15 protein-coding genes are annotated in these 21571 nt (G+C 44.6%); 6 read left to right on the top strand and 9 right to left on the bottom strand.

Going from position 1 to position 21571, the window contains the following annotated elements:
• Window positions 1-96: 96 nt before the first annotated feature.
• Window positions 97-657: a PepSY-associated TM helix domain-containing protein gene (locus GTQ48_RS01605; RefSeq protein ID WP_163104776.1), complete on the top strand. Its 561-nt coding sequence runs from the start codon at window positions 97-99 to the stop codon at window positions 655-657.
• Window positions 658-763: 106 nt separating this feature from the next.
• On the opposite strand, the gene GTQ48_RS01600 is transcribed toward GTQ48_RS01605, so the two are convergent.
• Window positions 764-2929: a TonB-dependent receptor plug domain-containing protein gene (locus GTQ48_RS01600; RefSeq protein ID WP_163104774.1), complete on the bottom strand. Its 2166-nt coding sequence runs from the start codon at window positions 2927-2929 to the stop codon at window positions 764-766.
• Window positions 2930-3025: 96 nt separating this feature from the next.
• Window positions 3026-6298: a WD40/YVTN/BNR-like repeat-containing protein gene (locus tag GTQ48_RS01595; protein ID WP_163104772.1), complete on the bottom strand. Its 3273-nt coding sequence runs from the start codon at window positions 6296-6298 to the stop codon at window positions 3026-3028.
• A 249-nt stretch (window positions 6299-6547) separates the two neighbouring features.
• Between GTQ48_RS01595 and GTQ48_RS01590 the strand changes: the two genes are divergently transcribed.
• The 4 genes from GTQ48_RS01590 to GTQ48_RS01575 all read left to right on the top strand — a co-directional run bounded on the left by GTQ48_RS01590 (window position 6548) and on the right by GTQ48_RS01575 (window position 9800).
• Window positions 6548-6688 (top strand): bacteriocin, encoded by a 141-nt coding sequence (locus tag GTQ48_RS01590; protein ID WP_163104770.1) that lies wholly within the window; start codon window positions 6548-6550, stop codon window positions 6686-6688.
• 9 nt (window positions 6689-6697) lie between these two features.
• A complete protein-coding gene (locus GTQ48_RS01585; RefSeq protein ID WP_163104768.1) occupies window positions 6698-6856 on the top strand; it encodes a hypothetical protein in 159 nt (52 codons plus the stop codon).
• Window positions 6857-6915: 59 nt separating this feature from the next.
• On the top strand, window positions 6916-7110 hold the full coding sequence (locus tag GTQ48_RS01580; protein WP_163104766.1) for a hypothetical protein: 195 nt from the start codon (window positions 6916-6918) through the stop codon (window positions 7108-7110).
• Between the two features lie 152 nt (window positions 7111-7262).
• The gene (locus tag GTQ48_RS01575) at window positions 7263-9800 is read left to right on the top strand and encodes an EAL domain-containing protein (protein WP_163104764.1); all 2538 of its coding nucleotides are present in this window, start codon (window positions 7263-7265) and stop codon (window positions 9798-9800) included.
• 42 nt (window positions 9801-9842) lie between these two features.
• On the opposite strand, the gene GTQ48_RS01570 is transcribed toward GTQ48_RS01575, so the two are convergent.
• Entirely contained in the window at window positions 9843-10730 is an 888-nt protein-coding gene (locus tag GTQ48_RS01570) for an SDR family NAD(P)-dependent oxidoreductase (protein WP_163104762.1), read from the bottom strand.
• Window positions 10731-11114: 384 nt separating this feature from the next.
• Here GTQ48_RS01570 and GTQ48_RS01565 point away from each other — a divergent pair, with 384 nt between their 5' ends.
• Window positions 11115-11750 carry a hypothetical protein gene (locus tag GTQ48_RS01565; protein ID WP_239059948.1) on the top strand — a complete coding sequence of 212 codons (636 nt, stop codon included), beginning with the start codon at window positions 11115-11117 and terminating at the stop codon, window positions 11748-11750.
• 89 nt (window positions 11751-11839) lie between these two features.
• Here the strand turns inward: GTQ48_RS01565 and GTQ48_RS01560 are convergent, their stop codons facing one another.
• The 6 genes from GTQ48_RS01560 to GTQ48_RS01535 form a co-directional block, all read right to left on the bottom strand.
• A complete protein-coding gene (locus GTQ48_RS01560; RefSeq protein WP_163104760.1) occupies window positions 11840-12829 on the bottom strand; it encodes a YncE family protein in 990 nt (329 codons plus the stop codon).
• A gap of 149 nt (window positions 12830-12978) precedes the next feature.
• Window positions 12979-14088, bottom strand: coding sequence for a PepSY domain-containing protein (locus GTQ48_RS01555; protein WP_163104758.1), 1110 nt, complete (start codon window positions 14086-14088; stop codon window positions 12979-12981).
• Window positions 14085-14843, bottom strand: a complete 759-nt coding sequence (locus GTQ48_RS01550; protein ID WP_163104756.1) for a PepSY domain-containing protein — start codon at window positions 14841-14843, stop codon at window positions 14085-14087. Before GTQ48_RS01550 ends, GTQ48_RS01555 begins: the two co-directional genes overlap by 4 nt.
• Window positions 14833-18000, bottom strand: coding sequence for an efflux RND transporter permease subunit (locus GTQ48_RS01545; protein ID WP_163104754.1), 3168 nt, complete (start codon window positions 17998-18000; stop codon window positions 14833-14835). The genes GTQ48_RS01550 and GTQ48_RS01545 overlap by 11 nt, the downstream gene beginning before the upstream one ends.
• The gene (locus GTQ48_RS01540; protein ID WP_163104752.1) at window positions 17997-19952 is read right to left on the bottom strand and encodes an efflux RND transporter periplasmic adaptor subunit; all 1956 of its coding nucleotides are present in this window, start codon (window positions 19950-19952) and stop codon (window positions 17997-17999) included. The genes GTQ48_RS01545 and GTQ48_RS01540 overlap by 4 nt, the downstream gene beginning before the upstream one ends.
• Window positions 19952-21346 (bottom strand): TolC family protein, encoded by a 1395-nt coding sequence (locus tag GTQ48_RS01535; RefSeq protein ID WP_163104750.1) that lies wholly within the window; start codon window positions 21344-21346, stop codon window positions 19952-19954. Before GTQ48_RS01535 ends, GTQ48_RS01540 begins: the two co-directional genes overlap by 1 nt.
• Between the last annotated feature and the right edge of the window lie 225 nt (window positions 21347-21571).

Here is a 21571-nt window from a genome sequence, read left to right as displayed (position 1 = left end):
GTTTAGCCGTTTTTTAGCGGTCAGTAGCATGACTACCGCTTTTACTCTGAAAGCCCTATGCAGTATAGTATTAGCCCGTTTCAGATATGTATTCGAATGCCCAACAAACTACGAAAAGTCAGTCGACATCTTCACTTGTGGATCTCCTTGAGTATTTTTCTTCCCGTTATCATCGTGATTGGTAGCGGCCTGCTGCTGCAGGTGAAAAAGGAGATAGACTGGATCCAACCGCCAACCCAAAAAGTAAACCAAACGCCTTTAGAAGAAGCAACAGACTCGTCCAGTACCATAATAAGTTCGCAGCAGATATTACAAGCAGTCCAAACCGTATCCAACGCCCAATTAACGCGCTGGGAAGACATTGACAGACTGGATATTAGACCGAACAAAGGCATCATAAAAGTACGTGGCAATAATCATTGGGAAGTGCAGCTTAACGCCTACACAGGTGAGGTGCTGCAAACAGCGTATCGACGTACCGACACCATAGAATCTATCCATGACGGAAGCTGGTTTTTTGAAGGCGCTAAACTGTACCTGTTTCTACCCGCCGCTTTGCTTCTTTTCGTCATTTGGTTAACTGGCATAGTAATGTTATTTACCACGCTTAAAAGTAAATATCGAAAGAAACAGGCTCGCTTGCAGCAGTCTAGTTAGTACAACCTGGTCAGTACACTTTAGTTTCAACAAGCTAGTTAAACCAGGCCCGCTGATGCAAGTCTCTTAAAGCCCCACTTAAAGCAAGTCTTTTGAAGCAAGTTCTCTAAAACAAAAACCTTAGCGCAAACTGAATGCTGCGACCTTGAGCAAAAGCCGCCCTGTCATCAGCACTCACATAAAAAAGCTGATTAGTGAAGTTTCGAATACTCACTCTTCCATTCACTTTATTATTAAACGGCAAAGATGCCCCTATATCTAGGGTCACTACGCTATCTAATGACCGCTCTCCATCAGCAACGTGTGTTTTACTAGCCCGATAAAGCACGTTTGAAAAAAAGCGTATCGTGCCCACCTGGTATTCCGCCGTGAGTCGATGATTGTGCGCAGGAATATCCGCGATAACATTCCCGCTTTCGTCCTCACCTTTTATCCAAGCGCCACTTAACTGCAAAGACAACTTGCTTTTGTGCGGTGCCCAATTAGCCGTATAGCTCAGCCCATTAATAGTGGCACTGTCTAAATTAACGTATTCCAACACATCCTCACTAATTTCAATGCGTTCGATATAGTGATGTATATTTTGACTAAACACTTCAGTGGTTGCCAGTAAGCAATTGTTTTTATATGAGATCCCGCCTTGAATATTTACTGATTGCTCAGTGTCTAAACGTTGATTTCCCAGCACTGTGCCTCGAGGAGTTACTCCAGAGAAAAAACGTTCTGTAAGTGATGGGTTCCTGAAAGCGCTTGAAACATATACGCTTGCTTGCCAGTGAGGAGAAAGTGCATAGATAGCACCAGTGAATCCGCTAACGTTTAATTTTTTTATGTTTTGCCCACTTCCACTTTGACGCTGCCAGTCAACGCGTGTACCAACCGCTACAGACAGCTTCTGGAACGTTCTTGAGGCATCCAAAACGCCCGCCAATCCAATCTCACTGGCATCAAGTGTGGTGATGTTAAAGGCGTCAGTCTTAGCAACTTGTGCAGGGAGTGCTTGTATAGACAGTGCTCGTAAAGATAGAGCGTGTATAGAGAGAGCTTGAGCTGATATTGCCGCCTCAGGTGTTACTTGAGACCCTAGCGATGTTATCGGCGTTTCACTTTCATTAATTCTTACCCCTTCACGTCCTTGAAGTTGGGCTTGCCAATTAACTCGCCACTTCCCTACACGCTGCCTGCCTCCAATATCACTGCCATAATCGAATGCGTTGCTACTGCTTTCATTAATGCGCGCTTCTGGCCGTAACGTTTGAGTATCTAATTGAGACTGATGCCACCACACGTTACTAGTCATGTTATCGAAAACAGCGCTTACTTTGCCAAGCCAATGGGTGTTTTTAGGGTATGTTGTTATTCTATCTTGTGGAAAATCACTGCTCGACTTTCCAACATTGCTATTGTGTGAAAACAGCGACCACGCCTCAGTGATATTAGATTGCTCCGGCTGATGTCGTATAAAAAGCGCAGTTTGCTCAAATTGCTCAAACAACGCATTGCCATTGGCATCTTGCGTGTTATCTGCATTGCGATAAGAGATTTTCCAATCAGTGCTTCCAGAATAAGCATGGCGCTTATCAGTATTGGGCGTAAGTGAACTATCTGCAAAGCCTTCATACCCGTATTCTTGAGTTTCGCCATTATTCAGCATTCCAACATAAAGATTCTGCTCATTCGGTGTAGCAATCTGCAGGTTAACCGCGCCGCCGATTGCACCAGAACCTAGATATGTCGACGCTGCGCCAGGCACAACTGACACCTGAGTTATCCAGGAAGGGGGTATAAAGCCAGCACTTGCACCGGCTCTCCTATCGCTAAAAATAGGAACGCCGTTTAACAGCGTTTGAATTCGCCAGCGGGAAAAGCCGCGAATACTCACATTTTGAATTTGCCCTCCCTGCCCGTTCAGGCTGATTACCGGGGACTGAACTAATACATCATTAATACTATTGCCTTTAGCCACTGTAGATTGTGAATAGCTATATAGGGGAAGGATGCGTTCTAGCGTGTCGTGGTAGTAAGGTCTCGTAGCCTTTACCACTATGTTCTCTACATCTGATTCGTGAGCGCCTAATTTGCTAATCTCTGATTGTACAACCGATGCTGAAGAAGCTGGAAACGTTGCTAACATAAAAGCTGTCATAAGCGCTGCCGTAAGCGGTGTCATAAACGCTAGTCTAATGACTGATTTGAACATAAGCTGTGTACACACCGCCACAGGTGCACTACGCATGGTGTGTAAAGAAAAAGAGAGTCGCGAACCTGTCATAGTGCCTATGTAATTTTGTTTAGAAAAATTAAAAGAAAACGGCAGTGAGAACACTGCCGTTTTATAAGGTATAAAACCCGTTTATTGCATTAACAGTTATTCAGTAATAACCGGCAGACCTGCTGTCCATGGGCCACCAGCATTCACTACTGCGCGCTGTAGCTCAGGTACGGTGGTTTGCTGAAGTACACTTACGCGCTTACTCACTGCAACCAACCCTTCGCTAGCATAACGCAATTGGTCTTGATGCTGTTGAGTCGGTCCATAAGATGTGCCCACGGCAGAACGAGCGTAACGTAAACGGCTGGTTATATTCGCAGGCTTTATCCCTTTGCGTTCACGAGACTCTAAACCATAAAGCTCGCGGCTTAAGGCATTAATTTCAGTCTGCACATCGGCAAATTGTGTTTCAAGCTTGCTGATATCACCCTGAGTACGGTTTATAGCACTGCGAAGTACTTCCATCGTGTCTTTCACATTAGCCAGCACGCTTGTAGTGGTTACCGCTCGTTTTTGGGCGTCACTCACTTTACCATCATAGGCAGCACGTTCTTGTGCTGTAGCACCTTCTAGTGCCCCTTCGTAGATAGACTCAAGCACAAAACTAACAGGTTCTGCTAGCGGCGTTATTGTAGTACCTTCGCGCTTAAACAGCGTTGCCGTATAGCTGCCTGGTAACGCCATTAATGCGCCACGAGAACGACTAGCACTGTCTTTATCCGTAATAGGCATTGCATTGGCATAGGTCATATCCCATGTAACTCTGTGCAAGCCTTTCTTAGTGCTTCCTTCTACCCGGTTAACCACATCACCTTTAGCGTCTTTTATCTCAAGATAGACGGCAGGCGCAGCTTCTTGGTTTTCTGCTTCCACCGCTTCCCAGCTTGGATACTTCGGATATTTGTCTTTACCCTCCATAAGCTTTTTCTCAGCTTCTTGACGTTTCTCTTTCGCTGTCAGTAGGCTGTCTTTAAGGTAATAAGTCAGCGTTGCGCCATGCTCTGGGTTTTCAGCCACATAGCGGTCGTCACCGTCTGAATCTGTATGGTTATCGTCTGGTTGATACCACTTAACCGGCCGACTAGGCGCAAATAGCAGCGCGTCTTCTTCCATCGACTTTTTCGTTAACGAGCGAAGCGGTGCATAATCGTCGAGTATATAAATACCTCGACCAAACGTACCGGCCACTAAATCGTTCTCACGACGCTGAATTTTCACGTCTCGGGTTGAAATAGTAGGCATTCCACCTTCAAGTTCAACCCATTTTTCTCCCCCGTCGACGGTAAAGAAAATACCGAATTCAGTGCCGATAAACATAAGATCTTTATTTTCGTGATCTTGAACAATACGCCACACTAAGTGTTTTTCAGGCAGTTCATCTGCCATCGACGTCCATTTTTTCCCTAAGTTAGTCGACTTAATAAGATACGGTTTATAGTCGCCATATTTATGGTTATCTAGTGCAACATACACCGTGTTCGGGTCGAACAAGTCAGCGCGAATATCATTCACGTAAGCGGTAGCAGGAATACCGCGAATATCATCAAGTTCTATCTTTTTCCACGATTTGCCGCCGTTAGTAGTAACCTGAATGATGCCATCATCTGTGCCTACCCAAAGTATATTTTCATCAACTGGGCTTTCAGCAAAGTTTGCAATAGTGTGATACTCAGACATGGCATATAAATCCCAGCCTGCCTCGACAGACCAAGTTCGCCCCATCATGGGCATATGCATGCGGTTGCCGTTTTTAGTGAGATCGCCCGAGAGCGCAGTCCAGCTATCACCACGGTCGTCAGAGCGCCATACGCGCTGCGATGCAAAATAAATTCGCTTCGGATCGTGAGCAGATACGTTGATAGGCGCATCCCAATTGAATCGCTCCGCTGGGTCGCCAGGCAACGGCTGCGGTTTAATATACACTCCTTCCTTCGTGGTCATGTCCACGCGAGTGAGGTTACCTTGCTGCCACTGAGAATACACAATATCTGGATTACCGGGTTCAACAGCAGGTTGGTGTCCGTCGCCACCTAGGGTCAAAAACCAATCTTTATTCTTAATTCCTTCTGCACGATTAGTACGAGAGGGGCCGCCCTGTGTAGAGTTATCCTGCGCACCGGCATACACATTGTAAAACGGCTTGGTGTCATCTGGCGCGACTTTATAAAACTGAGTTAATGGCAAGTTTGCCATAAAGCGCCAGTTGGCCATTCTGTCGTGCGACATATAAATACCGCCATCCGACCCCATCAACACAAAATCAGGGTCAGTGGGGTGAAATGCCATTGCGTGATCATCAACGTGTTTGCGCTTGGTATTAATAGGCGTCCATGTTTTTCCGCCATCGTCAGACACTTTGCTGTAATTGCTAGCAATGTAGACTCTATCCATTTGGTGCTGATCAGCAAAGATTTCTTGATAATAGTGTGGGCCAGTACCGCCACCTACTTCATCAGACATCTTTTCCCAGCTCGCCCCTTTATTTGCCGAGCGATAAAAACCGCCCTCGCGATTATCTATCTCAATAGTCGCGTAAAGTACATTGGAATCGATAGGCGAAATCGCCATACCAATTTTACCCATATTGCCTTTGGGTAAGCCGGTCTTTAATTCAGTCCATGTTTCGCCACCATCGCTAGAGGTGTGAATACCGGCTGCAGGGCCTGTACCAACGTAGTTTGCAACGGTTCTTTGTCTTGACCATGTAGCTGCATAAAGCCTGTTAGGATCGTTTGGGTCGAGTAGAAGAGATGTTACCCCAGTCCATTCATCTTCAGGGGTAAGTACCTGCTTCCAAGTTTCACCGCCGTCGGTGGTTTTATACAAGCCACGTTCACCGCCTTCAGACCATAAAGGACCCTGGGCCGACACCCATACTACATCGGGGTTTTCTGGGTGAATTATAATGTCGGAAACGTGTTCAGACTTTTTAAGCCCCATGTTTTTCCACGTTTTACCGCCATCAAGTGATTTGTAAACGCCATCGCCAAAACTGATATGGCGGCCGCCGTTATTCTCACCTGTACCTACCCAAACGACGTTTGAATTGCTTGGTGCAATGGTGACATCACCTATTGAGTAAACCGCTTCATTATCAAAAATAGGTTCCCACGTGGTACCAGAATTATTGGTTTTCCACACGCCGCCAGAACCTACCGCGGTGTACCAGGTTGACGGGTGGTTTTGATCGATGGCGATATCTGCTATTCGCCCAGACATATAGGCCGGGCCGATACTTCTCATTTCCATCGCTTTAAACGTAGCGCTACTGAAAGGGGCGTTTTTATCTGTCTCTGACTTATCTGCAAATGCTGGCACGCTTGACAGTGCCATGGTTACAGCCACTGCAACGTTAAGTATTTTTTTCATTGTTATTGCCTAGTTTGTGGACTCTTCAATAATGAAGTTACAAACAAGCGCACAAGTGTTCAATGGAACAAACGACCAACTGACGATAATAGGGGTCAGATGCATTGAACCGACTTTCACTGTACTAGATTACATAAACGCGTAAAAACACACACGACGGCCAGTTTATTTGGCCTGAGGTAATTGCTAATTTGCATATCGGCGCGATGATAAAGTCACGTCACAACAAAATATAAGGAAATATTATTAATGAGTGAGTTAACCATAAACGAGTTAGATGCTGTTTCTGGCGGAAGTTGGATGAAGGGACTTGGCTACATCGGCGTCGTTGCAACGATAGCTGAGGGATTGTATGAGTTTTACGAAGGCTATTCTGACCACAGAAGTTAAGGAAAAACTATGAAAACCGAAACAATGATGGAACTTTCATCCGCCGACATAAGCGCTGTTGCAGGCGGAGGCTTGATGTATGAGCTGGGCGCCTTTTTTGCAAAAGTAGCTAACGCTAATGATGCTATTTACGACGCATATGGCAACACGAATAGAAACCATTGGTAGTTAACTTTAAACTAAAAGAAAGAGGCTCCACGAGCCTCTTTAAAAAGGCGTCCCCCCTCATGAAATTTAAACTCAGCTATGCAACTGGTGCTGCTGCGCTTCTACTTATGCTGGAAGGCATTTATGCATTTTTAACAACTCCAGAACTTAATACTCATCAAGATAACTTACAAACCGCATTATTGTTTATCGTTCTTGGGGCTTGCTACGAACTTATTGATGAAAAATACAAGGACGAACATGACAAAGAATAGTGTATGAATAACCAGCCAGAATGATGAGGCGTAGGTAAATTAGCGTTTCATTATATTTGTGCTAATTTTAAAGGTATTAGACTTGTGGACCACTATTTGTCGACAAAGTCTCACAAGAACACTTTTTAAAAAAATAATAAAAAGAATACAGTTTGACAACACAAAATAGCAGATCAATTCACCCTCTTCGTAGAGAGTTGCTTGAGCTAATTAAAAGCGACGAGAGCATTTTGTCTTTCGTAGAGAAGTCATCACTCGATGGACTATGGTTCTGGGATTTAACTCGCCCGGAACACGAGTGGATGAGTGACAATTTTTGGAAGACTCTAGGCTACGAACCAACTGAAAAGCAACATTTATCGTCAGAGTGGCAAGACATCATTCACCCCGACGACCTCGTTGTTGTTAAAAAAAACATACAGAAACATTGTGAGAGCCCCTCTCACCCCTTCGATCAAGTTGTTCGCTATACCCATAAATCTGGACAAACAGTTTGGATACGCTGTAGAGGTTTAGCATTGAGAGATAAAAATGGTAAAGCAATACGCATGCTTGGCTCTCACGTTGATGTTACAGAAATAAAAAAACAAACTATTGCTCTTCAGAAACGAAACCAAACATTTGAAGAACTCGAAAATACCGCCAACATTGGTATTTGGGATTTGGATTTAGAGAAAAATACTATTTGGTGGAGTCGACAAACTAAGCGTATTCACGAAGTCCCAGACGATTACAAACCTAACTTAGCGACAGCTATTAATTTTTACAAAGAAGGGGAAAGCCGAAGTATTATTACTAACGCGGTTGAACAGGGTATACATTGCGGGATTCCCTACGACGAAGAATTAGAATTGGTAACTGCAAAAGGCCGTACTATTTGGGTAAGAGCCATCGGCAAACCAGAATGGGCAAACAATAAATGCGTACGAATGTTTGGTGTATTTCAAGATATCACAAGCAGTAAGCGTTTAAAGATGCAGCTAACAAAGCAGCATGAATTATTGCGCGTCACGCTGCAATCCATTGGAGATGCGTTAATTACAAGCGATACCAACGGTAACGTAACATGGCTAAACCCTATTGCAGAGCAACTTACAGGCTGGTCCCTTGAAGAGGCCGAAAGCATGGCGGCATCTGATATACTCAATGTGATAAATGAGCAAACTCAGACGGACTTGCCCAACCCCATTATCCAATGTTTACAGAAAAAGCGCACTGTAGAACTAGAGCATTCCACCACGTTACTTTCTCGAGACGGTGCAAAATATGGAATAACCTGTTCCGTCTCTCCCATCTGCACAGAGAGTGAAGAATTGTTAGGCTCGGTGATGGTGTTTCATGATGTAACGGAAGAGCGCCAAGCCGGCATGGAAATGAAGCATAGAGCTACACATGACCCGCTTACAGGTTTTTACAATCGCAGTGAATTTGAGTCGCGACTTAATCCTTGCTTAGGCGATAATCGGGGAGTTTTGACGAATTACGCCTTAGCGTATATTGACCTTGATAAGTTCAAGGCTGTTAACGATACATGCGGACATCACGCTGGCGACGAACTTCTAAAGCAAGTTAGTAGGCTGCTTAAAGATAATATCGCTAAGAATGATGTTATTGCCCGACTAGGTGGAGATGAATTTGGTCTGCTCTTAGCCGACCAGGATGAAGAGCACGCCTTGGCTAAAGCGCAGAACCTGTGCCAAGTGGTGGATAATTTCCGTTTTTATCATGACAATAGAATATTCCGCATAGGGGCAAGTATTGGTCTTGTGCCGATAACTAGACGGTGGTCGAGTGTGGCCGAGCTCATCAATGCGGCAGATAGCGCCTGTTACTCTGCCAAAAAAGCGGGCAGAAATCGCGTATTTGTATGGAAAGAGGAGGAAAAGCGTGGCCACCAGCGTTCACTAGAAAGCAATTGGTCTTCACGTATTAGACATGCAATAGATAGTGAATTATTTGAGCTATTCGCGCAAAGAGTGTTCCCATTGCATTCCCCATCAAAAGTCATCTTTTTAGAGGTTTTGCTGAGAATGCCAGACGGAGAATCCAATTGGATATTGCCAGATTCATTTTTACCTATTGCAGAGCGCTATTCTCTTTCCCCCCATATAGATTACTATGTAATTAGCAGTGTGATCTCTACGCTTCATCGCTGCCAACACCTTCACCGCATCGCCCAAATAAACATAAACATATCGGGCCAAACTATTGCTAACCAGGCTTTTATCAAAAAGCTTTTGCCATTATTGAACAACACGCCGTACTCTATTAAAGAAAAGCTTGTTTTCGAAATGACTGAAGCAACCATAACCCGCTCAATGGTGGATAGTGTTGCGTTTGTCACCCTTTTACGCAGTGCCGGTATCAAAACTGCACTCGATGACTTTGGTACTGGTGCATCTTCCTTTGCTTATTTAAAAAAATATCAAATTGAACAGATTAAGATTGATGGCAATTTTGTTGGCAATATTCTTAATGATCAGGTGGATGAAATAGCTGTCAAAGCATTTGCCGACATTGCCAAGCTTCGTAATATAGAGGTGGTGGCCAAGTCTGTTAACAGTGCAAAACAGCTGCAGCGATTGAAAGAAATTGGGGTGGATTTTGCGCAAGGATATTACCTTCACAAACCGCAAGCGCTGGGCATTGTGCTAGACAGCGTTGAGGAAGAGGTAATATCCAATGCATAAATTTAAGACATTAATGTCGAATTTAAAAGGCACGAAGCCACTTTAAAACGTGACGATATCATCGTTAATTAAATGCCCTACCACTTCACTCTCTTCGGCATCGACAAATGCCATATCGATAGCTTTCGCTCGCCCGCTAGTCACTTTTCTATAATTGGGATGAGAATAAATATAGGTTTGTTTAGAGCGCAACGCCTCAACCACTCGCTCGGCTAACATAGAAACAGGAATACCAGATTCGACGGCAGCAGCCGCAGCCTGCGCACCAGCCATAAGCTTGTCTTTACTCATTCGCTTTTCTTTCGCTACTGCATATTTTTCTTGCCTATTGCGATGTGACTCGTGAATTCGAGTTTTCACAAAGGCAGGACAAAGCACAGAAACATGAATATTGTGAGGGTGAAGCTCTGCCATCCAACTTTCGGTCATCGAGACCACCGCAGCTTTAGATGCACAATAAGCACCGGCGTAAGGCATTCCCATCATTCCTGCCATAGACGCAACATTTAACACCCAACCGCCTTCACCGTGCTCTTTTATTGCAGGTACTGTTGCCTGAGCTCCATAGAGCACGCCCATCACGTTAACATCCATCACCCAACGCCATGTCTCGTGCTCAGCGTCTTCAATCTTGCCAGGTGTACCGCCAACGCCGGCGTTATTAACCACCATATGTACCTTACCAAAGGCTTCCTTTGCCTTTTCCACAATAGACTCCCACTGCGTATAGTCGGTAACATCTAACGGGCAGGTAATAACGTTGTACCCTTTTTCTTTTAACGCGTCGCTTGCCTCAGACAACGTGGAAGAATCAATATCTCCCATAACTATGTTCATGCCCTGCCCTGCCAGCGCTTCGGCAACAGCTAGCCCTATACCACCGGCTGCTCCGGATATAATTGCGGTCTTACCGCTAAATTCGTTAGACATACTATTCACCTTTTATACTCTTCATGACTTGGCCTATTTGCTGGACCTAGTAGCTGGGCCTGTTAGCTCGTTGTGTGGCTAAGAGAAGCGCCCCATTATTGTTTGATATGTAGAGTATGATGAAGGAAAGTATAGACATACTTTATTTGCCTGATTTATTTAGCTTCATGAAATGAATACTAATTTGGATTACAACGTACCGAATTTTATTGTGCACTTTCTCTGCACCGATATAAAAATCAATGTGGTATGTGCTAGTAGGTTAAATACGCGCTTTTAAACAAGCGCTTAAAGGGCAGTATAACAGTGACATATCCGCTTCACTGACTTAAGGTAAGGATTATCAGAGCGTATTAAAAAGCGCATCTTACTAACAGGTTTATTATGAAAACTACGTTGACTAAAACAAAAAATTTTTCTGCTTTTTGCACTTTTTCTTTTACGGCATACATTGCGGTCTTCTCCACATTAGTAAGCGCAACGCCCGCCCCTTTAGTGTCTATAGACACTCACGATAACTTTTTTAATGCAATAAAAGCGCACTGCGGCAAAGCATTTATTGGAAAGGTGACAAAGGATAACGTAGGCAATACCTTTGGCGATAATAAACTCATCATGCATGTACGGGAGTGCTCGGATACTCAACTGCATATTCCCTTTCACGTCGGGGATGACGCCTCTCGCACTTGGATTGTCACAAAAACAGGTGCCGGCTTAATGCTTAAACACGACCATCGTAATGAAGATGGAAGCTTCCACACATCAACCATGTATGGAGGACATACAACAGAAAGAGGTTATAACGAAGTTCAGTCGTTCCCAGCCGATGCGTATTCAAAACAGCTATTTATCGACTCTGGAATTACTGCCTCAACTGATAATGTTTGGCAAATGATGATTTACCCAAAGCGTTTTAGTTATCGCTTAGTGCGCCCTGCAAGGGAAGTTCAAGTAGACTTTGATTTAACAAACCCGGTTGAACTGCCTGGTACACCGTGGGGATACGCACCTATTAACTAAAAGCTGCGACTGGAGGGTTCAACTGAGTTTATTGTCTTGCCAGTCGTCGCTCTTTTAAAAGATGGGTATGTTTTATTAACTTATGCAGATTAACGACTAATAAAAATCACGCCATCAGGGTTAGTTCCCGTGGGAAACTCTGCAATAACTTCCCGAGTATGAATGTCTATCGCGACTATCTTATTTTTCAAGTTCAGTGATAAGAATGCAATATCATGCTTTGGATGAAGAGTGATGCCCTGCGGTCCTGCCCCCTCTTCTAAAGCCAGAGTCCCTAGCTCTTTTTTATTATTCGCATCAAAGAAACGAATGTAGTGATTATGAAAGTCTGGCACCATAGCTACCGACTCATCGTGATTAAACAGCACTCTGTAAGGAAAACCAAAACCTTGCCATTGAGCAATCTCTTGTTCGCTGTCAGGGTTAATAACAACGAGCCTACCTTCCTTGTTTGCGCCGTACCATATCTCATGGGCACTCGCACGATAGCCAATAGCCTCTGGCATAGAGAAAGTAGCAATATTTTTCACTCGACTTTGATTTTGTAAGTCTAGCACCGATATCGAATCACTTCGAATATTGGTGGCAAATGCTCTACTTTCATCCTTGTTTAAAGCCACCATGTGGGTGGTATCTTGCGCGGTTTTTATTTTTGTTTCGAGCGCTCCCGTTTCAACGTTTACAATGCCAAGATGCTTTGCCTTACCTGAGGTGAAAATAACGTGTTTATTGTCGGTTAAAAACGCAGCACCATGTGGACCTTTCAACGCCTCGAGTGGAATTGTTCTCTCCACTTCAAGCTCCCTCAAATTAAAAACCGTCAAGCTGTCGCCGCCTACAAAATTGGTACTTACCGCCCACTTTTGATTGTTAGACATTACAAGCTCGTGAGGCCCCTTACCGGTAGGCAGTGTTTTGATAATCCGTTTATCATTTATATCAATCACGCTAATGCTGTTATCAGACTTATTTACCACCGCCAGTAACCCTTTACTCAAACGAGACTCTTCCACTTGTGCCCCGTTTGCCATACTGATTGCGGCGACAAATATAAAAAGTACAAAACTGAAACGCTTCATTGGTTCGCCCATATTGATTAAAACTTTTAATGATAAGAAGTACGTCAACCTACGCACTGCCTATTGCCATCTTTCATACGCCATTTGTACAAGTAGGTATCACTGCGACCTCTGAAAGAGGTGCTACCAGTGAAGCTCACTCTAAAGGCCTATTCCTGAAGCTTTGTCGCAAAGCCTGTCACGCTCACATCAATTACACCGGTGACTTCAGAAGCTTTATGCTGACAGGCAAGCCGAACACCCTCAGCTAATTCAGTTGCTGACAAAAGCCTACGTTCAGTAGGAGCAACGCGAAGCCTGTTTTCAGAAAAGAACTTACATTTACCGCAGGTACCAGCACCATTACACACCGAGGGTAACTCGATACCTACATCCGCAAGCGCATTAAATAAGTTTGCCTCAGACTCTACGCGAGCCGGTGCTGGAGTGTGCGAATGAGATAAAATGACAGAAATAGCCTGTTTATTGCCGTTTCTTTTCACGGAAAATATTCGACGTTGATATCGTTTTGCAAGCAAGGTTACCCCGGTTCCCGAGAGAAATAATGTAACGAAAGCAAAACAAATAATAAGCCAATGATTAAAGCCTCCTGTGTTGGTGTAATCCATAAAATGCAGTTTAAACATCAGGGCTTTTAATCTGGCATCATCGTTCACATGCTTTAAAACTTGCCCGGTAACACTGTCAATATAAATAGAGGTATTGTTATTGTCATTCGCAGACACCTTCCACATTGGGTTTTGCTGTGCGACATAATCTGAAAAAGGAGGCTGAAGCAGTTTAGGATTGCTTAATTCGCTGGACCCGGAATAAGAAAGTTTTGCTATTTCCAACACCTGTTGGGATGTTAACGCCGCTTTCTCGCCTGTAATGGCATTAAATAGTAACGAATGACGAAGTTGGTAACTATGCTCTCCCTGCCTGCCAATAACATGATAATAAGGGCTCCCCAGCACCCATATGAGCTCTACTTTTTGAGGCGCCACCTCACTTACAGTTTTTAACTTATTGAGAGGAATAAGTTCACTGTCAGTAAAGCTCCGTTTAACACTCACTGGTTCTCTTAGCGCGTTACCGCTTGCCTTTTTGTGATCCATAAGGTTGAAATACAACCCGGTTGCAAGCCAAATTAATAGCTGAACGCCCACCAATAATGAAAGCCATTTATGCAAAGAAGCGGTGAATGCAACCTTAGATACGCCGGTGTGAGCGTTAGTAAATGGAGTGCTGAAAGCGGGTTTAAACTTGCTTATCTTCATTTGTTAAAGCCCTTTTCAACCGAGCCCTTTGTTACAGAAGTACGCAAACTAAAATACGTTAAGGCAGCTCCCAACAATGCAGCGATAACTCCAATTGCTGCGACAAAAAACAAAAACCCGTTTTTTACGTTCTCGCCGTTATCGTAATCCATAATATGAAAACGCCACATCCAATCGAATAAGCGCCAATAATGGTGGCGCTTGGTAACAATTTCTCCGGTTTGCTGACTGATATAAAAGGTAGGAGTTGCAACATTATCGAAAGTGACTTGCCATACGGGTAAATGGCGAGATGAGAGTTCTTCAGGCATGTCTGATGAGAAGCGAATAAGCCGGCTTCCTGTAATTTCATCACTGGCCGCATAGTGGTATCGGGCTATAGCAATTGCCGCCGCCTCATTAAGCTTGGGCAATTGCGCTCCAGTTATGGCATCGATGGAAAACGTGTTCGCACCTTTAGTAACAATATAAATAGGCGCTCCCATCCGCTGGGTAAGCGATATAGACCTGGCGTTTGGATATTCAGCCACCAGCGCACTCATGGGAAACTCAATACTTCCTAAGTCGAGTTTTTCGTCATCATCTTTTACCAGCGACTCCCCGTGTATATAGTGAATGTTCATACTTACCATATACACACCGGTTATCGACCAAAAAAGAAATTGCACCCCCACCCCAGCCATCAACCATCGGTGGTATTTTCTCGCTTTTTTTAGCCATACCACCGATGTCGACCGCGCCGTATTATTCACCATGATTTGATAGTTCGCGATTGAATGCCGATATGTCCGACTTTTTAACTATAGAATACAATGCAGGCACGACAATTAACGTTAAAAGTACTGCGCTTGTCATGCCGCCAACCATAGGCGCGGCTATTCTACTCATTATTTCTGAGCCTGTTCCCGTACCATATAGAATAGGTAACAGACCCAATATAATAGTTGCTACCGTCATCATAACAGGGCGAACTCGTAATCCCGCGCCATGAACAAGCGCATTTCGGTACGCGTCGGCCGATATTGGCGCGTTATTCGCGCTCGCATTTCCTTTCAGCTCGTTGATTGCTTGATTTAAGTAAACCAACATAATAACGCCTATTTCTACTGCTACACCGGCCAGTGCTATAAAACCCACACCGACGGCTACGGAAAAATTAAAGCCTTCAAAGTACATCAACCAAAGTCCACCTATCATAGCCATGGGGAGCGTTACTATGATGATTGCCACCTCACTAAACGCTTTAAAATTAAGATAGAGTAAAATAACAATAATGGCGAAAGTTAATGGAAGCACATAAGACAGTTTTTCTTTTGCTCTCTCCATGTACTCGTATTGACCAGCCCATGTAATAGAGTAGCCAACCGGAAGGTCGAGCGTCTTTGAGAGGTAAGCTTTCGCATTAACAACGTAGGTTCCTACATCCACACCTTTTATATCAATAAACGTCCATCCATTAATACGGGCGTTTTCACTTTTTATTCCCGGCGGACCATCTTCCACACGAATATCAGCCACATCTCCCAAAGCAATGTGTTGTCCACTCGGCGTAACCACGGGTAAACGGGACAGTTGCTCAGGCGAGTCTCTGTAATCCTGCGGATAACGTACATTCACTGGATAACGCTCTTGTCCTTCAACGGTTTGAGTTACATTTATGCCACCAATGGCGGTAGATACTACCTGCTGGACATCATCAATATTCAATCCGTAGCGGCTCGCTTTCTCGCGAGATATATCCACCTTTATGTAACGCCCGCCCGCGACACGTTCAGAATAAACAGACGCCGTACCCTCTACTTCGGGCAATGTATTTTCGATGTGTTGGCCAATCTCCTGGATAACATTGAGATCGGGACCGGCTATTTTAATTCCCACGGGGGTTTTAATCCCGGTAGCCAACATATCGATTCGGGTTTTTATCGGCATTACCCACGCATTGGTTAAGCCAGGGAGTTTTACCAAGCTATCAAACTCTGCTTTTAACGACTCGGTTGTTATTCCTTCTCGCCACTCATCTCTGGGCTTGAGCTGTATAAAGGTTTCAATCATGGTAAGCGGTGCCGGGTCCGTGGCAGTTTCTGCCCTGCCCACTTTGCCAAACACACTTTCAACTTCAGGTACTGTTGCAATAAGTTTGTCAGTTTGCTGTAACAGCTGTCGAGCCTTACCTATCGAAATACCAGGATAGGTTGTAGGCATATACATTAGGTCACCTTCATCAAGAGGCGGTATAAACTCGCTACCTATTTTACTTACAGGCCAAAACCCTACCACAGTAATAATGAACGCTAAGGCGATAGTCAATTTGGGAAACTGCATTACCCGCCTTAGAACAGGCATATACAAGGCAATCAGCAATCGATTAAGCGGGTTTTTCTTTTGCGAGATGACTTTGCCCCGAATGAAATATCCCATGAGTACTGGCACTAGAGTAATGGCCAAACCAGCGGCCGCTGCCATAGCATAGGTTTTAGTAAAAGCGAGTGGCGCAAACATTCTGCCCTCTTGCGCTTCAAGGATAAAAACCGGTAAGAAGGAAACGGTTATGATCAGTAAACTAAAAAACAGCGCTGGCCCAACTTCGCTGGCTGCTCTCGATACCACTTCCCATCGATTCTCTCGGTTCAGCGTATCACCGTTTTGATGAAGATTTTCCATATGCTTGTGCATATTTTCAATCATCACGATTGCACCATCAGTCATGGCCCCAATGGCAATGGCGATTCCCCCTAAGGACATGATATTGGCGTTAATTCCCTGCATATACATGATGATAAAAGCAACCAGTATGCCTAATGGCAACGTAACAATGGCAACCAAAGAGGAACGTAAATGAAAGAGAAATATTGCACAAACTAGCGCTACTACAACTAGCTCCTCTAATAATTTATCCCATAAATTATCAACAGCCCGCTCTATAAGCTTCGAGCGATCGTACACTGGCACTATCTCAACACCCTCGGGGATTGATGCCTTCAGCGAGGCTAGCTTTTCTTTTACTCCATTAATTGTTTGCTGTGCATTTTCGCCAGCGCGCATCACAATAATGCCGCCAACCACCTCACCTTCGCCATTTAATTCGGCTACGCCTCGGCGCATTTGCGGCCCTAGGTTTACATAAGCAACATCGCCGATACGCAGTGGCGTTCCTTGATCATTCAGCCCTAAGGGTATTTTTTCGATGTCATCAATTGACTGAATGTAACCGGTAGCCGTTACCATGTACTCGGCCTCAGCCATTTCAATCACCGAGGCTCCAGCCTCTTTGTTGCCCCTTTGCAGCGCAGTTTGTACGTGAGCTAGCGGAACCTGGTAAGCGCGCAGTTTCTCTGGGTCTACTTGAACCTGATATTGCTTCACCATTCCCCCCACTGCCGCTACCTCAGAAACCCCGGGCACAGTTTGAAGCTCGTACTTCAAAAACCAATCTTGAATACTGCGAAGTTCACCTAAATCATAGGTGTTGGTAGTATCAGTGAGTGCGTATATATACACCCAACCCACACCTGTGGCGTCGGGACCAAGTTGAGGTTTAGCGGATGCTGGAAGACTAGTGGCAACTTGACTTAAGTACTCCAGTACTCGGCTTCTTGCCCAATAAACATCGGTGTCGTCGTCGAAAATGACGTACACATAAGAGTCACCAAAAAAAGAATAGCCTCTTACCGTTTGTGCTCCAGGCACCGATAACATTGCGCTAGTTAATGGGAACGTCACCTGATCTTGCACTACCTGCGGTGCCTGCCCTGGGTAGCTGGTTTTTATAATCACCTGCACGTCGGACAAATCTGGGATCGCATCCACGGGTGTACTTTTTATTGAATACAGCCCTGCGCCAATAATCATAAGCGTGAGCAAAACCACAAAAATACGATTTTTAATTGACCACCTTATAACAGATTCAATCATGCGGAATGCCCTCTCTTATGCTGAGAGTGGTCTACGCTATCATGGCTTTCAGCGCTATCTCCCTCTTCTCTATGCGCTTTATGCGCCTTATGAGCATCGTGAGTGTTAGGTGCCTTTTCCGCTTGATGGGCTTTTTTAACACCCGAGGCATCGCTTGCAGAAGAGGCGTCGTGTATACGATGCTGGTTATGCTCACCATGCTGACCATTCATTTCCACTATGATAAAGTCATCGCGTATCTCAAAGGTAAACGTCACCTCGTCATTAACACTGAATTTAGACAGAGCAATGTGCTCAGCGGCAATGAAGTCCATTGTCGCAGGCTCTCTTCCCCATTTTTCAATGGCACCTCGGCTAATATTGAGGGTTCGGGTGGCGATATTGATATCATTAATAACGCCGTTCACTGTTGCTGATGACACCTCAGGCTCTGACATAATGTGAATACCAGTGAGAACAACGTTTTCGTTGTCGTCTTTGGTTACCTCAAAATGTAAAGTCTGCCCAGCCTTTAGTGCTTCAAAGTCCACGCCGTCGGCAACCATAAAATCCATGGTCATCTCTGGCCAGTCCCAGGCTTTTACTGGGCCGTGAGAAATGTTAACCATACGGTGCCCAGCCATAACGTGGTTAATTTCACCTTCCATCCATACCGACTTAGGGAGTTCTGAAGCGTTCATTCTGGCGAAGTCAGACGTTTTGCTAGATTCAGAGTCGAGTAAAAACTGAGCTGACACTGCAACTTCATCGCCTTCAACGACGCCGTTTACAATTTCAATATATTCGTTGCCCACCCGACCAATATCAACATGAACAGACTTAAACTGACCGTCGCCTAACGCTACTACAACGCGATTTTGAGTACCGGTTCGAATAACCGCTGCTTTAGGTACGACAACAACCTCGGAGTTTCCATCTGAAAACATCGTCACGCTGGCAAACATATTGGGCTTTAACTCGTCATTCGTATTATCGAATTTCAATCTTACTCGCAGTGTTCGAGTGCTTTCATTGAGCGAGGGATAGATGTAATCAACATTACCTTTCCACTCTTTGCCTGGTAAGTAATCGACGGTCATACTCACTGGCAGCCCTTTTTTAACAAGTGCAGCATCTCGTTCAAATATCTCTGCTTCAACCCAAATTTTGTTGAGTTTGGCAATACTAAGCAACGTATTTTCTGGCTTTACATAAAAGCCCTCTCGTATGTTTAACCCGTCTACTACGCCAGATTGGGGGGCATAGAAGGTGATATTTTGCTGCACTTTTAACGTTTTCTCTAAGTTTTGAATTAAACGTTCTGATAGTTGCAGTGCCTTTAATCTGTCTTTTGCTCCGTTTATTAAACCCGTATTTTTGCGCTTGAGCGCTATCACGAGTTCTTCTTGCGCGTTAACTAACTGAGGTGAGTACAACGTGTAAATCGGTTCGCCTTTTTCTACTCTATCGCCCTCAGCTTTTACATGCAGCTTCTCAACCCAGCCTGCTACCCGCGGGTGAATATGCACCATTTCATCCTCATCGTACTGAACATACCCTACGGTTGAAATTTTGCTGTCGATGGGTTCACGTTTTACTGGAGCCGTTTTAACCCCTAAATTATTTACCACATTGGGTGAAATGGTGACTACCCCAGCCCCGTTACCTTGGTTATTCTCTGCGTTTCCTTGCTGCCCTTCGTAAACAGGAACCAAATCCATTCCCATGGGTGATTTTCCTGGCCCATCTTTACGATAATTTGGATCCATAGGAGCAACCCAGTAAAGAGGCTCTTTGCTCTGGCTGGGACTTTCACTGTCTTGCGCTGCCGCACTGCCATGCTCTTCCCCTTGAAAGCCTCCTTGAAAGAGCATCAACAGAGCTACGCCTACTACTGCCCCAATGACGATTCCAAAAATCGCCGCTTTTGCTGGCGTAGTAAAAATCGGTGAGCTAGGTGCGTTGTTTGACATTATTTTTCTCCCTCTTGTAGGGTTAAGCCCTGATCTAAGCGATATGTATTGTTATGAGAATCTGAGAAGAAGTAATTGATTCTTGAGACGGTCCTCAGCGCTTCAACATTTATTTGCAATGACGCTATTCGGGCGTTTAGCACAGCGATTCTCGCTCGTACGACTTCAGCAAAATCGCCGTCATCATTAGTATATGCGGTTAAAGAAGCTTCGGCTTGCTCGTGGGTTTGTATTAACAACTGCTGCTCATAAATCGCCTGGCGCTCGCGCAAGCGATTTAGCTGCTTTATTTCCTTTTCAACTGCACTTAACATTTTTTTGATGAGCAGCAGTTTTTCTGTTTTGACTGCTTCAGCATCTGCCACAGAGGCGGCGACTTCTTTGTCTTGTCGTTTTTTAGTGAACAAAGGCACATCGAATGATACGCCAACAGAGAAAAAGTCAGCTCTGCTCTGCCCCGATGGCATATCATCTCTGTACCCATAATTAGCGTTAACCCCCCACTGAGGTTTATACTGCTGCTTAGCCAAATCAATCGCTTTTTCAGACACCTTTCTTTTCACTTCTAATGCCCTCACAGCAGGATGTTGCGATAGAGCTCGAGCCATTCGGCTTCTTTTATAAGTGCTCATGTTGGTTATTTCTTGGCTATTTAACGCAATTTTAGGCAGTGTGTTCGATACGGAAAAAGCCAAAGGCTGAGAATCGAAGTTAAAAGCCTCGCCACTTTGATTGCGGCTGTATATATGAAGAAATTCATTCAACTGAGCCACGGCAAATTCCAACGCTTGCTGCTGAACCATTAAACGGTCTTCAAGTTGAATGATTTCAAGGTCGGCGCGGATCACATCTTGCTGTCTTGTATTTCCTACCGTTGAAGCATAATTTGCTCTGGCCACCTCAGACATCTGCTCGAACAAGGCGCGATCAGACTCGATAAGGGCGATAGTCTGTTGTGCAAGATAGGCATCCAGCCATAGCTCAGAAACTAGGGTTTCTAATTTCGCCTTTCTGTCTTCGCGCAAAAAAGAAAACTGAGAGGCCTGAATGTTAAGCTGAGCCTCACGAATGGCGAGAGAATCACCTCGGGGAAACATTTGTGCTACGCCAATGTTAAATTGGGTCATGGCTTCTTGATTAAACGCCCACGAATTTGTGGGTAAGTTCATCATGCTTAACGACACTTTAGGGTTAGCCCACGTGTTCGCAGCATCGCTTCGGTATTCTGTCGCTTTCTGATTAAGCTGACTTCCATGAAGCCAAGGATCGTTTTGCTGTGCCCGCGAAATAGCTTGTTCAAGAGAAATGACATTGCGTGTTTGCTCAGCCAACGCAGAATGAGAAATTAACAAAAAACCCATCAGTATCGAGAGACTAAAATAAATGCGATTCATGATACTTGTCCTTTAGAAATAGGCATTTATAGCTTAACGCTGCAACGCTTACTGGGTAACACGCTTACAACTAGTCGTCCTTACGGAAAGTGAGGCCCACTTTTCAACGAACGCGTTAGCCAAATTGGCTAAAAATGCCTATTGTCGGTAAAACTATGCTTAATGATAAAAATTGAATGTGCGACATTTCCACGTTAATCACGAAAAAAAGACGCAATTACCCCG

Source organism: Alteromonas genovensis (genome assembly GCF_010500895.1).
Classification (GTDB): domain Bacteria; phylum Pseudomonadota; class Gammaproteobacteria; order Enterobacterales; family Alteromonadaceae; genus Alteromonas; species Alteromonas genovensis.
This window is presented reverse-complemented; position numbering and strand designations above follow the sequence as displayed.